Genomic DNA, 15,374 nt, shown 5'->3' on the forward strand with positions numbered 1-15,374 from the left:
TACATCAGTTATGGGGAAAACAGTTATAGAGCGCTAGCCGGCGAAGTGGCCGGTCACCTCCGCCAAACGCGCCGGATTCACCAGGTCAGGGTGCGTACCCTCCAGCAACACCGCACGGAACGACGACGCATGCGCCGACCAACCCGCCGCGTCCAAATACGGCTGATCCTCATGCGGCACACCCACCAGCAACACATCACCATCAAAGAACGCCTGCTCAGCACCACGCATCAACGCCGCCGAAGCACGCATACTACCCAAGCACACACCCAACTTCTCCTCCGGTAGGTAACCCATCGCCGAACCCGCCCGCTGCAGACGCTCCAACGTACCCGGCAGGTCAAGCTGCTCACCAGCCGCAGGCTCCGGCAAACCGCCCATACGCAACAGCGCACGGAAGCTCTCCTGCTCATCCGGCGCAGGCACGCCCTGCCACTGCTCCGAAGGATACGCATCCAACAGGATGACGCGCTCAACCTGCGCACCCGCAGCCTGCGCCAGAGCCGCAACCTGCACCGCGGCAGTACCGCCAACAGACCAGCCCATCAACGCAAAACGACGCGGCAACGAACGCTCCGCCAGGGTCTTCTCAATCAGCTTCAGGTAGCCCTCAGCCAGCTCCTGCAGGCTCGACGCAAACCCAGCCTGCGGATCAGAGAACGCCTCAGCCTGCACAGCATACACACCCTGCTGAGCCGGAAGATGCGAAAGGTACCCCGCATAGCACCAGCCCAAACCACCCGCAGGCGGCAGGATAAACAGCGGCGCGGGGGCCTCGGTAGTATCGGGGACAACGGGCTGCTCACGCTGAGTCACAACGTGTTCGCGCTGAGTCAAAATGTGCTCACGCAGCGGCAGAACCGGCGCGAACTCCGCGCCCTCGCCGCGCTCACCAGCAATGGACGCCGCCAAAGCCTGCACGGTCGGATGCGCAAAAAGCGCACCGATGCTCACGCTCAGACCCAGCTGCTCCTCAACCGCGGCAATCACCTCAAGAGCCGCCAGCGAATGACCGCCCGAGGCGAAGAAATCCTCATCCACGCCGAAACGCTCACGACCCAGCACACCGGCAATAATCGAGCACAGCTGCTGCTCCAGCAGACCGTGCGGGCCCTCGGCATCAGAAGTCTGAGGGGTCAGGTCCAGGGACGCCAACAGCTTGCGATCCGCCTTACCGGAGGGGCTCACCGGCAGAGCAGGCAGGGTATGCCACAGGGTCGGAACCATGTAGTCCGGCAGAACCTGCGCGCAATGCTCGCGCGCCGCCTCCACCAGCTGCTCGGCACGCTCGGCGGGCACGTCGCCGACCTCCAGCACTGCCGCCAGGGCAGGCTCACGCAGGCCGCGGTACAGCAGAGCCACCGAAGCGCTCACACCCTCAACCGCGGCAAGAGCCATCTCAATATCGCCCAGCTCCAGGCGCTGACCGCGCACCTTAATCTGATAATCCGTGCGGCCGCGGTAGCCAATGACGGCGCGACCATCGGGAAGAATCTCCCAGCACGCCAAATCACCCGTACGGTACAGACGCTGACTCTCACCGTTCAGCAGCGCGAGCGCACCGGCAGGAGCCTGCTCCACGAAAGCCGCCGCGGTCGCCTGCGGGTTGTTCTTGTAGCCGGGCGCCAGCTGCACACCCGACAGGTGCAGTTCACCCGTCACACCCACCGGCACGGGGTGGCCGGTCGGGTCAAGAATCAGGGTGCCGGTATTCCAGACCGGCTCACCAATGGGCACGCTCTCGCGCTGCGGGTCGGTGGACGTCTCCCAGAAGGTCACGTCCACCGCCGCCTCGGTCGGGCCGTACAGGTTCAGCGGATACACGCCCAGAACCTCGCCCGTCGCCTGCACCTGGTCCTTCTGCAGCGCCTCGCCCGAGCAGACCACGTAGCGCAGGGGCTGCTCTCGATCCTGACCGAAGCCGGCATCAGCCAGGATGCGGCGCGCCGCCGGCGAAGAGGTCAGCGCCGACAGCATGGTCGGCACAAAGTGCACCGCCGTGACGGACTGCTCAGCAATCACGCGCGCCAGGTAGGCGGGGTCGCGGTGACCCTCCGGGGCGGCAATGACCACGGCGGCCCCCTCGGCGAGAGGCCAGTACAGCTCCCACACGTGCACGTCAAAGGAGATGGGGGTCTTGTGCAGAACGCGGTCGCCCTCCCCCACCGGAATCTGGTGCTGCTGCCAGCGCAGGCGGTTATCAATCGCGCGGTGGCTGATGGCAACGCCCTTAGGCCTGCCCGTGGAGCCGGAGGTGAAGAGCACGTAAGCGTCCTCGTCCAGGCCGGTTTTGACGCCCGGAAGCTCCTCAGCGGCGGGTGCCTGTACAGGTTCCTCGATGCTCAGCTGCGGTAGGGTGTGCTGGGGCAGGTTTGCGTGACGCGCAGGCTCCTGCGGGTTCAGCTCCTGCGCGCTCAGCGGCTGCAGACCGGGGCCGTGCAGAAGCAGGGAGCACTCGGCGTCCTCCATCATCACGCCCACACGCTCGGCGGGCAGATCCGGAAGCACCGGCACATAGGTGGCGCCAGCGTACAGCAGGGCGTACAGCGCCACGTACTGCTCCACGCCGCGGTGCACACGCAGACCCACCGCGTCGGAAGGGCAAACGCCCCAGTCCAGCAGTTGCGCGGCAAGCGCACGGGCGCGCTCGTCCAGTTCGGCGTAGGTGAGGGCGCGGTCAAAGGCGTAGGCGCGCTCCGACTCGGGGGTGAGCACCTCACCGGGCGCGGGGGCAGAATCCAGCACCGCGAGCGCCTGCGGATGCGCCGCCACCGCCTCACGGAAGCGACCCAGCAGGGTCTTGTACTCCAGCGGGTGCTCGGTCAGCGCCGGGGCGGTCAGCTCGCGCAGGGTCGCAAGCTCCGCCTCGGTCGCCAGGCCGAGGTTGTTCAGGGAGGCACCCTCACGCTGCGCCTCCGCCGCGTAGGCGGGCAGCCACTCACTCAGGCGGGCGGCATGGCGCTCCAGCTCCTCGGCGGTGTAGAGCGCCGGGTTCATATCAATCTCGCAGGAGATGCTGTTGCCGCGGCCGGGCATGCCGCGCAGGGTGAAGGTCGCGTCAGCAACGGGACCCGCCGAAATATTGTGGATGCGCGCCGTCGGCACCGGGGCTCCGGACCCGCCCTTGGAGGGGGCCGCCAGCGGCAGCACCGCGTCGAAGGGCACCACGTTAATCTGCGCACCAAACAGCCTGGACTGGGCATTACGCGCGGTACGCTCGAGGTCTTCCTGACGAGCCAGCGGATGCTCAGCGTTGCGGGCGTACTGTTCCTTCACCGAGTGCAGGGACTCCGCAATGGGGCCGGTCGCCGCAACCTGCACCGGCAGAACGTTCACCGCGGTACAGCCGGTCTGGGCGCTCGCCGTACCCAGGGCGCGGGTCGCCTCCGGCAGGGTGCGGGCGAACATGCGGTTCATCTGCGGCACGCCGAACGAAGCCTGCGGGTAGCCGCCCACACGCGCCAGGTACGAGCCGACGGCGGCGGTCGCCAGCACCGGCCAGGAGACGGCGTGCTGCTTTGCCGCATCCAGCAGGGCCTGCTGGGTGGGTACGTCAATGCTGAACGCCAGGCGCACAGACTGCGCCGACGGGGAGGCCGTACGACCCGCCAGGGAGGTATCTTCCTGTTCCAGGGCGCCGCTCGCCTCCCAGAAGGCGACGTCTTCTTCACGGGCGGTGGAGGCGGCATCGTCGGCATCGAGCAGCTGCTGCAGGCTCATGCGGCGGGTTGCCGGAACCGGCTGACCGGCGGACAGGGCGCGGTATATCGCCGCCACGCGGGAGAGGCCGTTGAACGCCGCGAATCCGTCGGCAACCACGTGGGAGAAGGAATGGTACACCCAGAGGAACCCGCCGTAACGCGCCACTGCGCTGCGCACGGTCACGCCCTCATCGGTGGTAAGGGGCTGGGCGAGCAGGCGCTGCGCCCAGGCGCGTACCGGCGCGGGCAAATCAGAGTCAGGCAGGGCTGATTCGGGCAGGTCAGAGGCGTTCTCCTCCCCCGCCTCGGCGGTGCCGCTCAGTTCGCCCCCGTCCACGAGCAGGTCAATGCCCGCGAGGAACGCCTCCTCGGTCAGAATCTGCTGGGATGCGGAACCATCAGCAATGCGGGTGCGCACGCGGAAGCCCTCGTTCTCGCGGTAGAGCTGCTCAAAAGCCTCACGCAGCAGAGCGAGGTCGGTGTCTGCGGGGCATTGCAGAACCTCCGCGGTGTTGTAGCAGGGGTTTTCCGGGTCAATCGCGGCGGCAAAGTAGATACCGCGTGCGTTAGTGGTCAGCGGCAGCCAGGGGCTGTCAGCGCTGTGCTGTGCGGAGGGGTTCGCGGCGGTGCGAAGGTCGGAAGCAGTCCCGAAGCTAGCGGGTGCGGTAGTATCAGCTACGCCCATGATGGCCTCTCAAAGGTCTGGATTAGGGGTCTGGATTAGGGATGATATGCGGTGTGTTAAAGGTAGGTGTGAAAGGTAGGCTACTGCCCCGCCGCTTCACGCTGACAGAAGTGCACTGGCAGAAGTGCACTGACAAGGGTAAACGCAGCTACACAACACGGCGTAAAACCGGCGCACAGAAAAACGAGGCGAGTAGCAAACACCCCGGGCACCCGCCTGCATGCGCGGCAGGCGGGCACTCGGGGTGTGATAACGCTTAGCCCAGGCGGGAGGCGATGAACTCCACGGTCGGGTTCTCCACCAGCTCGGTAAACTCAATCACGGCGCCCTCAGCGGCAAGGTCGTCGAGCAGGGCGAATGCGCCCATAGAGTCCATGCCTAGGGAGAACAGGTCGGTGGTCGGCTCGTCAAAAGCGGTCTGCAGGGAGTCGGGCTCGACGATGTACTTCTCCATGATGGGGCGCAGGGTCTCAAATGCGGACATTTTTCTCCTCAATAGGGGTAGGAATAAGGGCGTACGGTTTAGCCGAAAATGGTCAGCTCAAAGGGTTTAGCCGAAAATTTCGGCAAGCTTGGCGCGCAGCTCGCGGCGAGAAATCTTACCCACGTTCGTGGTGGGCAGCTCCTGCAGAACCTGCACGCGCTCCGGAATCTTGAAGTCGGCGAGCTTCTTCGAGGTGAAGAACTCGTGCATCGTGCGGCGCGGGTTTTCGCCCAGGTCGGCACCTTCCTGCGGCACAATGACCAGGCCCACGCGCTCGCCCACGGTCTCATCCGGGATGCCCAGGACCACGGCGTCAAAAACGTCGGGGTGGGTCAGCGCCAGCTCTTCGATTTCGTCCACGGCAATCTTCTCGCCGTTGCGGTTAATCTGGTCCTTCGCGCGGCCGGTCACCTCAAGGTACTTGCCTGCGACCAGTCGCACAATGTCGCCGGTGCGGTAGAAGCCGTCCTCGGTGAATCCGTAGCGGTTCGCGTTCTCCTCCAGGTAGTAGCCGCGAATCGTGTACGGGCCGCGGGTGAGCAGGTGGCCGCTCTCGCCGCGCTTAACCGGCTGGTCCCGATCATCAACAATCAGGATTTCGTCGTCGGGGCTAATCGGGTAACCCTGAGTCCTCAGGCGCAGCTCAATCGGGTCGGTCGAGCGGGTGTAGTTCACCAGACCCTCAGCCATGCCGAACACCTGCTGAACGGTGCAGCCGAGCACCGACTCAATCTTGCCCGCAACCGCCGGAGCCAGCTTCGAACCGCCCACCTGCAGGGTCTGCAGGGAGGGCAGGGACACGCCGCGCTTCTCCGCGGAGGCGACCCACGCCTGAGCCAACGGCGGCACCAGCGCGGAGGTGGTCACACCCTCCATCTCAATGAGGTGGAACGCAGTCTGCGGGGACGGATCCGCCGCAAACACCAGCTTGCCGGAGGCGCACATGACGCCCAGAATACCGGGCGAGCTCATCGTGAAGTTGTGCGCGGCGGGCAGCACCACGAGCATGGTCGTGTTGTTGTTCAGCTTGCAGATGTCGACCGAGCCGCGCACCGAGTACAGGTAGGCGGCGTGGGTGCGAGGAATCAGCTTCGAAATGCCGGTCGTACCGCCGGAGAGCTGCAGGAACGCCACCTGCTCGCTCGCGCGCAGGTTCTCGGTGTTCTGAATGACACCGGGCACGAACTCTTCAGCGAGCTCCTCTTCGGTCAGCGGGGTCAGCGGCTCCGCAACGTCAATAGCGACCGGCGGCTCCAGGGAGTTCTTGCGCAGCTCGGCGGCAACGTCCTCGTGCAGGGCGGCGAAATCTGCGCCGGGGGTCAGCGAAGAGAACACGTGCGCCGCCGCATCGGTGCGGGTCGCGAAGTGCACGAGCTCGGTGGTGCGGTGCTGCGGCAGGCAGAACACCGGCAGCGCAGCCGCCCAGAAAATACCCAGCAGGTACACCAGGTACTCGGCGGTGTTACCCAGCTGCAGCAGCACGCGGTCACCCGGCTGTACACCAGCCTTCACGAGGCGCGCCGCAGCGGCACGACCTGCCGCCTCCAGCTCACCGTAGGAGAGGCGAATCTGCTGGGGCTTGCCGTTCTCATCGAGCTGCGCGTGTGAGAGCGCCACCAGCGCCGGGAAGTGCGGCTTTGCGCGGCAGGCATCCAGCAGGAACTCAGGGATGGTCTGGTCAATCCAGTAGCCGGCTTCGCGGTACTTCGCGGCAAAAGACTCGGGGATGAGCGGCGTGGGGGCCAGGGGGCTACGTTCTACGGTCATCTTCTCTCGATTTCTGTGTCGTTTGCGGTTTCTATAGCGCTCACGTTGTGTTCGCAGCGTGATGCCATCTCGTCAATGAGGGCGGGTGCGCAGCCTACGCCGGGTACCCTTCGGTACCCCTCGCGGCGCGGTAGTGTTGCACTTCTCTTAGGCTGTACTTCTCTAGGATACGGGCGCGGCGGTGTTTACCCTAACGGGAACCCCGCACGCCCACCATGCGGGGCGTGCTCTACCGTGCGGGAGCCCTAAGCAGCCTCTCGCAGGTCCTCTGCAAAGCCCAGCTCAGTGCGTTCAGCCTCCCGGCTGGCAGCAATAATACGCTCCAGGGTCGGCACAATCGCACCGCGCCAGCACGCATAATCGTGACCGCCGTTGAAGGTCGTGCAACGCGCTCTCTCCAGGCCCAGCTTTTCCAGGCGCTCCTTCAGCTCACGGTGAGGAGGCACCAGAACCCACTCCTGCTCCCCCACCTCAATCTCAAGGTACAGGTGGCGCAGACGGTCAATCTCGCCCGCCGCCTCCAGCTCGTCCAGGCGGTCCATGACCTGCGGTTGCCACAGCGACGAAGACTGCGCAATCGCGCCACCAAACGCCTCCGGACGGCTCAGCACCGCCAGCAGGGAGGACAGGCCACCCAGCGACTGACCGTTAATCACAATGTTCTGCGGGTCGGTCTTAATGCCGTGCACCGCTTCCAGGTGCGGGAACGCAATCTCCACCAGGTAGTCGGCAATCGGATTGTCGCCGTTCAGTTCCTTCCAGCGGTTCTCGCGGCCGCCGGAGTGCAGGAAGAACACGTGCATCGCCGGAATACGGCCCGCCTCATGGGCGCGGTTGAGGGTCTGCTCCATACCCTGGCTGAACCACATCTCACCGTCGAACTGGATGAACAGCGGCGCATCCGGGGCGGGGTCACCCACGCGGCCAAGCACGTACTGGTGACCGTCAGAGGTCTGCATCCACTCGGGGGCGGGCAGCGCGTCAATCTCTTCCTGAGTCAGGATGAACTCCTGCACCGGCGCGTGCTCAAGCTGCACCACACCCATGCAACGACCGATGCGGTTGCACACGGTCTCGGGGTTCAGCGGGTCACCCTCGCCAGAATCCAGGGCGGCGCGCAGGCGCACCTGGTCGTCATCGCCCAACCAGGCGGGGCGCTCGCCGGGCAGCGCCGGCAAGAAGTTGTAGGAGGCACGCCAGGTGGTTTCCATCTGTATGCTCAGCTGCCACCAGCCAGTGCCCTCGATGCGGGCCATAAGGGAACGGTCAAGGTTCTTCTCATCGGTCAGGCGGTTGATGAACATGAGCACCTGCTCCGCCTGCTCGTTGCGGTACAGGAAGGTGACGATGCGCTCGTTCTCACTGATGCTACCGTCTTCGCGGTGCACCGGCTCGATAATGGGGGTGCCTTCGGAGACGATCTCAAGGATGCGGGCGTTCAGCTCTTCGGGGCTGACCGCATCGGCGATAATGGCGCTGATGAGGGGGCTGTCCACGCGCGGTGCCGGTACGGGGCGCGGGATCTTGGGAGGGGCCGGGCGCACGGTCGGCGCAACGGTACGCGGCTGCACGGAAGCAGCTTGTTCAGAAGCGTTCTGCGTGGGAACGATCGCGGTGGGTTCGTGCTCGCCCAACGGTTCCTCCTTGGTCTGTGGAAACACTCAATCGGTGAGAATCGGTGAGGAGGCGCATTATTGTTAGTTAGCCTCTACTACCTCACTCTATGGTATCCCTTACCCAAACTCCAGCCAAAGGGAAAAACGAAAGAACCAAAAGATGACATTCATGACAGCGAACACACGCTGCTAAAACCCAAGCACGAAGCCGCCGCAGCCCCGCCCAGACCGGCACAGCCCCGCCCAGACCGGCTCAGAGCAACCCAGCCCAGCCCCGCCCAGACCAGCTCATCCCAGCCCGGCTCAGAAGTTAAAAGAGATGAGGCACCGAGACCGTGCATCAAACCTCTCAAGTCGCAACTTTCAAAGTCTCATGCGGCAGTCTCGGTACCTCATCTACGGGGTTCCCAAAATGGAACCTACCCAGTGCTCGGATCCGTTCATGCGTCAAAGACGGGCGAGCACCGGGTAGGCGCCCTACGCGCAGGGGATCCTGGGTCCCTCAGATCCTAACGTTCGCTGCTCGGCGCAATGCCAAACTTTTCCACCCGTACTGAGACGGTTGGTGCAAACTCCCACGCGGCTTAGGGGCGAAAACTATTCGCTTTCGCGGGCCGCCGAAATAGCGTCAGCGGCAATATGAATTGTTTGGTTCTCCTTCGGAATAACCAAAGGGGTACCAGTGCACGGATCAGGAATAATGACCGATTGCAGGTCAAAAACTTCCTGAATAAGTTCCGGTGTAATTATCGCACGCGGATCACCCTGAGCGATAATCCGGCCCTGCTTCATTAACACAACATGAGTAGCATACCTGAAAGCAAGGTTCAGGTCATGCAACACCACGGCTACCGTCCGGCCTTCGGAATGCAATTTCTTCGTCAGGTTCAGCACCTCAATCTGGTGCGTGATATCCAGGTAGGTGGTCGGCTCATCCAGCAGAATCAGCGGGGTCTGCTGCGCCAGGGTCATGGCAATCCACACACGCTGACGCTGACCGCCCGAGAGCGCCTCAATGGGACGCTCAGCAAGCTCCAGCACGTTCGCCGCCTGCATCGCCTCCACACAGGCGCGCTCGTCCTCATCAGACCAGGAACGCAGCAGCGACTGGTGCGGGTAGCGGCCGCGCGCCACCACATCCGCCACGGTCACGCCGCTAGGCGCCTCCGGGGTCTGCGGTAGCATCGCCAGGATCTTGGCGATAGCGCGGGACTTCATCTGCGGCAGCGGGGTGCCGTCCAGGCGAACCTCGCCCTTCTTGAGCGGGTTCACGCGGGCAAGAGCCTTCAGGGTGGTCGACTTACCGCAGGCGTTCGGGCCCAGGATAACGGTCAGCTCCCCCTCCGGCACCTGAAAATCTACCCCGTTGAGCACCGTATGCTCACCGTAGGCAACCACCATGTTCTCGCCTTCAAGGCGGGTCGTCACACTAGCGTTCACTAGCTCTTCTTCCTTTCGAGGTAAATCAGGTAAATCAGGTACAGGCCGCCAATCGCGCCGGTCACCACACCCACCTGAATGATGCGTCCGGGAACAGCGAATCGGCCAATCAGGTCAGAGCCGAGCACCATGAGCGCACCCATAAGTGCCGCGGAGGTGAAGCCCACCCCGCCACTGCGGGAAAGAGTCTTCGCGATGTGCGGTGCCGCCAGGGCGACGAAGGCAATCGGGCCGGTCGTCGCGGTCGCCAGCGAAACCAGAAGCACACCAATGAACAGCGCCGCCACGCGGTACGCGTTCACGCTCACGCCCAAACCGGAAGCCACCTGGTCACCAAAACGAATCGCGCCCAGCGGGCGGACCAGCATCAGCAGCAGCGGAGTCACCACGAGCAGCAGACCCAGCAGTGCGTAGGTGCGCTCCCAGGTGATGTCATTGAGCGAACCTGCAAGCCAGGACGCCGCGGTCTGCGCCTGAGTCAGCGAAGCACGCACCACCAGCAGCGCATTGAACGCCGCCAGGGTCGAACCCACACCAATACCGACCAGCACCAGGCGGAAGCCGTGCAGGCCCGTGTGCCGCGTCATCAACCACACCAGCACCGAAGTCGCCAAACCACCAACCACAGCGCCCAGAGCAACCTCAACGGGACCGGAATTAAACACAATAATCTGCAACAGCGCACCGGTCGCGGCACCATTCGTGAAACCGATAATATCCGGCGATCCCAGGGCATTACCCGAAATCACCTGGAAAATCGCACCCGACAGACCAAGCGCCGCACCCACCAGAAGCGCCGCCACAATACGCGCCGCACGCTGCTGGGCGAAAGCCACCGTAATCTGTTTGCCCTCACCCAGCAGCGCCGGGATCAGCTTCTCCGAGGCAATCTTGTAGTCACCCTGCAGCATGCCCCAAAACGCCAGCGCCGCAATCAGCACCACCAACGCCACATTCAGAATCAGTACGCGCCACGGCACCTGAGCACTCAGCGGACCGCGCACAGTCAACACCGGGCGACCGCCCAAATCGCGGCCGCGACGACGCGCAGAACGATTAGCTGCAGTGGTGACGGTCGCCGTCGAAACAACGGAAGAATTCGACATTAGAGAGCCTCCACCTTACGACGAGTCATCAAGAACAAGAACACCGGGGCACCGGCAAGAGTCGCCACAATACCCACCTGAGTCTCCTGCGGAGCCACCAGCACACGCGCCAACACGTCAGCACACAGCAGCCACACCGGGCCCAACAGCGCCGAACCATAATTCACCCAGCGCACATCATTACCGAGCAAAGCACGCACCACAAACGGCACCGCCAAACCCACAAAACCAATCGGACCCACCGCAGCAGTCGCCGCACCGGCAAGCACCGTCACCGCCAGCAACGTCAAATTCTGGGTCGTACGCACACTCACGCCGAGGCTGGTCGCCGCCTCCTCGCCCATACTCAGAGCATTAATCGCAGGAGCCACAAAGAACGCCACCAGCATACCCAGCACAATCACCGGACCCACCGTCGAAGCGATATCCATACCGCGGCCCTCCAGCGAACCGGCAACCCACACACGGAACTCGTTATACGCATCCTGATCAGCCAAAATCAGGCCCTGCGCAATCGCCGACAGCGCCGCAGAAATTGCCACACCCGCCAGAGCGAGCTTCACGATCGACCCGTCACGGCCACGACCCAGCGTGTACACCAGCACCGCAGCCAACGCGCCACCAATCGTTGCAGCAACCATGTACTGCCAAATACCCATCACGCCAAAAACCACCACGGAGCCAATCACAGCCACCGCAGCACCGGCGTTCACACCCATCAGGCCGGGCTCAGCCAACGGGTTACGGGTCAGCGACTGCATCAGAGAACCGGCAACAGCCAACGCGGCACCCGCTGCAAGACCCACCAGGGTACGCGGAATACGCTGCTCCATCACAATCGTCTGCGCCTGCTCAGAAGCAGTGCCATTAAAAACAGCCAGAACCTCATCCGGCGGAAGATTATTCGATCCGAACAGCAAAGAAGCAGCCACAGCACCCGCCAAAAGCACCGCAAACAAGAACAGAAAAGCCAGGCGCTTACCCAACTTCTGCCCCTGAATCACAGACCCCTGACGGGACGTACTCTCCTGCTGAACACCTCGGGACAATGAGCTCGTGCGGGCCACTATGCTCCTTATGCTCGATACAAGAAAACGGGGAGGCGCACTCGGCACCCCGCCGCAAGAGGGGGCACCCGGCACACCGGTAGATAATGAGAGAAACGCCGGAGCGGGCGGGTCACTCCCCCACCCGCATCCGACGTTAAGTCTTAGCGCTTACGGGTCAGCAGCAGCGCAGCGGCACCCACAATGCTTACGCCCAGAACCACCACGCCAATCCACGGGAACGCAGCACCGTAAGTCACGGTCTGAACGGTGGATGCGGTGTTAGCCGCGCCCGAAGCCGAAGCGCTCGGGCTCGACGCAGTACCGCGCGCAACAGCCGAAGAAGATGCGCTCGCCGAAGCGGTCGCCTTCTTCTTCTGAGCATCTGCCGAAGCAGAAGGCGCAGAGGAAGCGTTAGAAGAACCAGAGGTAGTACCGGAGGAATCAGCCTCCGCATTCAGGCGGTCGTACTCTTCCTTGGTGATGGTGTTGCCGTCAGCATCGGTGTAGACGGTCTCAGCCTCAGCCGCGCCACCTGCAGAACCGTTCGAGGAGCCGATCGAGCCGCCATTGGACGAGGACTCGTTGGAATCGTTAGAGCCCTGAGCGTCGTCTGCAGAGTCGGAGTTATTAGAGTTCGAACCGCCATTCGAGGAACCGCCGTTGCTCTTCGAGCTGGAAGAGCCACGGCTCGAGGAAGAACCCGAAGAGTTCGAGGAGGAGTTATCCGAACCGCCCTCACCCACCACGGTGAACTCGGGGCTGCGGTTGCTGTACGCCTCGGTACCCAGGTACTTGCCGTCCTTGTCGCGCTTCTCACCGGATGCGAGGAAACGCAGGGTGTGGGTGCCAGGGCCTACATCCGGCAGAACGAAGGAACCGGAGACGTTACCGTTCCCATCGCTCTTCTGCTGGTGCACCACGCACGCGCCCTGAGCCGCATCGGAGGGGCACAGGTTACCGTCGTCCACCTTCACGGACACCACAGTGTTCGCGGGGAAGCCGCTCACGCTAAAGGAAATCACGCCGTGCTCGCTCACAGACGAAGAAACGGTCGAGGAGGTGCCGGGAGTCGATGCCTTCGCACCGCCCGGAGGCAGAGCGGATGCGGTGCCAACTCCCAAGCCCAGCGCCAGGGTTGCGGCAGCGCAGGCGGTCAGCGCCTTAGAGGTCAGGGATGCCTTCGGGGCTCCCGAAAAAGGTGCACGCATGGTGGTCCTTTCAAAATTACCGGGGTCGAAGCTGAACGCTACCGGGTTCGTGTAGGTGAAGTTCAGTAGGTCGGTGCAGTTCAGCGGGTCGTGACCCGAATGGTTGGAGGCACCCGATCCACGCCCCTGTTCAAGGGTGCAGGGTCAAAAGTGTGGAGCGTGGACCGGTGCCGATGTGAATGTGTGGTCAGAGAGCTTACTTCTTGGAGGTGCGCAGAATCAGAGCCGCAGCCAAAACCACCAGGCCAGCCGCCGAAAGCAGCAGGTTGTTGGCGTTGTTGACCACCCACTTGGTCAGGCCGGTCAGCTCAGTACCCTCAATGACCGGGCCCTGAGCCTTGGTGCCTGCGGCGGAGTTCTGGGAGCCCTGCGTGTTCTGCGAGCCCTGCGAACCAGCGGCTGCCTTCGCAGCCTTCTTCGCGTTGGCTTCGGTCTTCTGCAGGCTGGTAGCCAGGGACTTCTGCGCGTTCTGAACCTTCGCCTTAGCCTGCACACGGTTCACGACCGGAGCGGTGCTCTGCGAGAGCGCGGCGAGGGATGCGTCCACGTCGGTGGCGCGGGTGCTGATGCGGCCGCCCGCGTTACGCATGGGAACAGGCGCTGTAGAGGTGCTGGTTGCGGGGTTCTCGTTCAGCTCTTCAACCAGCTGGTCGGTGGCGTCCTGCTCATCACGGGAAACGTCCTGACGAGGGGTAACAGCGCGTTCCACGGTCATGTCAGCAAAACCGAGCACCGCATTTTCAGCGCCCTGGTTGCCGTTGTGCACAACCACGCGGTAGGTGGCGGCGGGCATGCTCACGCTGGTTTCGTAGCTGAAGCTGCGGTTGCCGTCCAGACGCTTCCAGCCGGAGCCGTAGAGGGTCTGCGGGGAGTTGCCGAGGTAGGTCGCGGCGTACACCCAAGTGCCCGGTTCAGCATTCGGCACGGTCACGGTCACGGTGGAACCGTCACGGCTCACCTGCACGCCATTACCCGCGGTCAGTTCGGAGGCGTTGACCGGCTCGGGTGCGTCAATGGGGGCGTACTCCGGAGCCTTGTCGCTGAGCTTAATCTTCTGTCGAATAGACACACCACGGTCGTAGTTTTTACCCTGCTCATCTGCTCCGCCCAGGGAACCGGAGAGGATCTGCACGTTGTGCTCGGAATTTTCGGTAGCCCAGCCTGCCTTAGCCAAATCTTCAGCGCTCAAGCCGGTGTTTTCGGTGGTGGGCAGGGGAACCTCAACCTCGAAGGTGCCGTCTTCATTGGCGATTGCCATGAAGTTTGCGGGCGAGTTGCCGCCCTTCTTGGTCAGGGGGTTAATGGCCTGGTGCGCATTATCGGGGACGGCATCCAGGAATTTGACCGCAAATATGGCGCCGCGACCGGGAGCATTACTTACGAAGCCTTCACCGCGCACCACAATCTTGCCTTCGCGCCACTTTTCGGTGGAGATGGTGACATTCGCCTTCACCGGGTTCGCGGGCTTGGGGTCAGCAGGCTTCGGGTCAACAGGCTTCGTAGGATCTGCAGTTGCGCTCGGCTCGGGGGTGGGAGCAGCAGTTGCGCTGGGCTCCACAGTAGGCTCGGGGGTCGGCTCTGCAGTGGCACTGGGCTCAGCGGTCGCAGAAGGCTCTGCAGTTGCGCTCGGTTCCGCGGTAGGCGCGGCAGTCATGGAAGGCTCTGCGGTTGCGCTGGGCTCAGCGGTAGGCTCGGCAGTCACAGAAGGCTCTGCGGTCGGTGCCGGGCTCGGAGCAGGGTCGCTCAGCGTAATATTCTGCGACACAGATGCACGACGGTCGTAGGTGTTACCGTCCGCATCCGTACCACCCAGGGAGCCGGAAAGCACCTGAATACGGTGGCTGGTACCCTCCACGGTCCAGCCCTTGTTCTTCAGCTGCTCAGCGGTCAGACCGGTGTTTTCGGGGGTCGGCAGGGACACCTCAACCTCAAAAGTGCCGTCCTCCTTGGCGGTTGCCATGAAGTTCGCGGGCGAGTTGCCGCCCTTCTTGGTGATCGGGTTAATCGCCTGGTGCGCTTCATCCGGCAGGGCGTCGAGGAACTTCACGGCGAACACTGCGCCGCGACCGGGTGCGGTGCTGGTAAAGCCGGTGCCGCGCAGCACGAGCTTACCTTCGCGCCACTTCTCGGTGGAGATGGTCACGGCAGCCTTAGCTTCCTGCTGGGTGGCGGCGGGAGTATCCGCGAATGCGAGAGTGGAGCCGGTCAGCGCTGCTCCGGGGGTGATGAGCGCGCCGGCGAGAGCCACGACGGCACCGTAGCGGGCTGCGGTGCGCACGGGTCGAGTTTCGGTCATTGTGGTCCTTGAGGATGGTGTG

General features: G+C 63.6%; 9 protein-coding genes. All 9 read right to left on the reverse strand.

Annotated features, from left to right (window positions below):
- Nucleotides 1-33 precede the first annotated feature (33 nt).
- Nucleotides 34-4,386, reverse strand: a complete 4,353-nt coding sequence (locus HMPREF2971_RS07920; protein WP_210398880.1) for a non-ribosomal peptide synthetase — start codon at nt 4,384-4,386, stop codon at nt 34-36.
- Between the two features lie 256 nt (nt 4,387-4,642).
- Nucleotides 4,643-4,870 (reverse strand): phosphopantetheine-binding protein, encoded by a 228-nt coding sequence (locus tag HMPREF2971_RS07925; RefSeq protein ID WP_005507422.1) that lies wholly within the window; start codon nt 4,868-4,870, stop codon nt 4,643-4,645.
- Nucleotides 4,871-4,936: 66 nt separating this feature from the next.
- Nucleotides 4,937-6,637, reverse strand: coding sequence for a (2,3-dihydroxybenzoyl)adenylate synthase (locus HMPREF2971_RS07930; protein WP_070692360.1), 1,701 nt, complete (start codon nt 6,635-6,637; stop codon nt 4,937-4,939).
- Between the two features lie 245 nt (nt 6,638-6,882).
- On the reverse strand, nt 6,883-8,271 hold the full coding sequence (locus HMPREF2971_RS07935; RefSeq protein WP_070692363.1) for an enterochelin esterase domain-containing protein: 1,389 nt from the start codon (nt 8,269-8,271) through the stop codon (nt 6,883-6,885).
- A 579-nt stretch (nt 8,272-8,850) separates the two neighbouring features.
- Nucleotides 8,851-9,693 carry an ABC transporter ATP-binding protein gene (locus HMPREF2971_RS07940; RefSeq protein ID WP_005505573.1) on the reverse strand — a complete coding sequence of 281 codons (843 nt, stop codon included), beginning with the start codon at nt 9,691-9,693 and terminating at the stop codon, nt 8,851-8,853.
- Entirely contained in the window at nt 9,693-10,799 is a 1,107-nt protein-coding gene (locus HMPREF2971_RS07945) for a FecCD family ABC transporter permease (RefSeq protein ID WP_070692366.1), read from the reverse strand. The genes HMPREF2971_RS07940 and HMPREF2971_RS07945 overlap by 1 nt, the downstream gene beginning before the upstream one ends.
- On the reverse strand, nt 10,799-11,866 hold the full coding sequence (locus tag HMPREF2971_RS07950) for a FecCD family ABC transporter permease (RefSeq protein ID WP_083294445.1): 1,068 nt from the start codon (nt 11,864-11,866) through the stop codon (nt 10,799-10,801). Before HMPREF2971_RS07950 ends, HMPREF2971_RS07945 begins: the two co-directional genes overlap by 1 nt.
- A gap of 143 nt (nt 11,867-12,009) precedes the next feature.
- On the reverse strand, nt 12,010-13,056 hold the full coding sequence (locus HMPREF2971_RS07955) for a plasmid partitioning protein (protein WP_070692369.1): 1,047 nt from the start codon (nt 13,054-13,056) through the stop codon (nt 12,010-12,012).
- 196 nt (nt 13,057-13,252) lie between these two features.
- Nucleotides 13,253-15,352 carry a peptidase gene (locus tag HMPREF2971_RS07960; RefSeq protein WP_049360341.1) on the reverse strand — a complete coding sequence of 700 codons (2,100 nt, stop codon included), beginning with the start codon at nt 15,350-15,352 and terminating at the stop codon, nt 13,253-13,255.
- Between the last annotated feature and the right edge of the window lie 22 nt (nt 15,353-15,374).

Origin of the sequence: Rothia sp. HMSC066G07 (assembly GCF_001814485.1) — a bacterium.
Taxonomy (GTDB): Bacteria; Actinomycetota; Actinomycetes; order Actinomycetales; family Micrococcaceae; genus Rothia.

Excerpts from the sequence above, each read along its gene's own strand:
- HMPREF2971_RS07945 (WP_070692366.1), bottom strand. The coding sequence starts at position 10,799 with ATGTCGAATTCTTCCGTTGTTTCGACGGCGACCGTCACCACTGCAGCT.
- HMPREF2971_RS07960 (WP_049360341.1), bottom strand. The coding sequence starts at position 15,352 with ATGACCGAAACTCGACCCGTGCGCACCGCAGCCCGCTACGGTGCCGTC.
- HMPREF2971_RS07920 (WP_210398880.1), bottom strand. The coding sequence starts at position 4,386 with ATGGGCGTAGCTGATACTACCGCACCCGCTAGCTTCGGGACTGCTTCC.
- HMPREF2971_RS07930 (WP_070692360.1), bottom strand. The coding sequence starts at position 6,637 with ATGACCGTAGAACGTAGCCCCCTGGCCCCCACGCCGCTCATCCCCGAG.
- HMPREF2971_RS07955 (WP_070692369.1), bottom strand. The coding sequence starts at position 13,056 with ATGCGTGCACCTTTTTCGGGAGCCCCGAAGGCATCCCTGACCTCTAAG.
- HMPREF2971_RS07925 (WP_005507422.1), bottom strand. The coding sequence starts at position 4,870 with ATGTCCGCATTTGAGACCCTGCGCCCCATCATGGAGAAGTACATCGTC.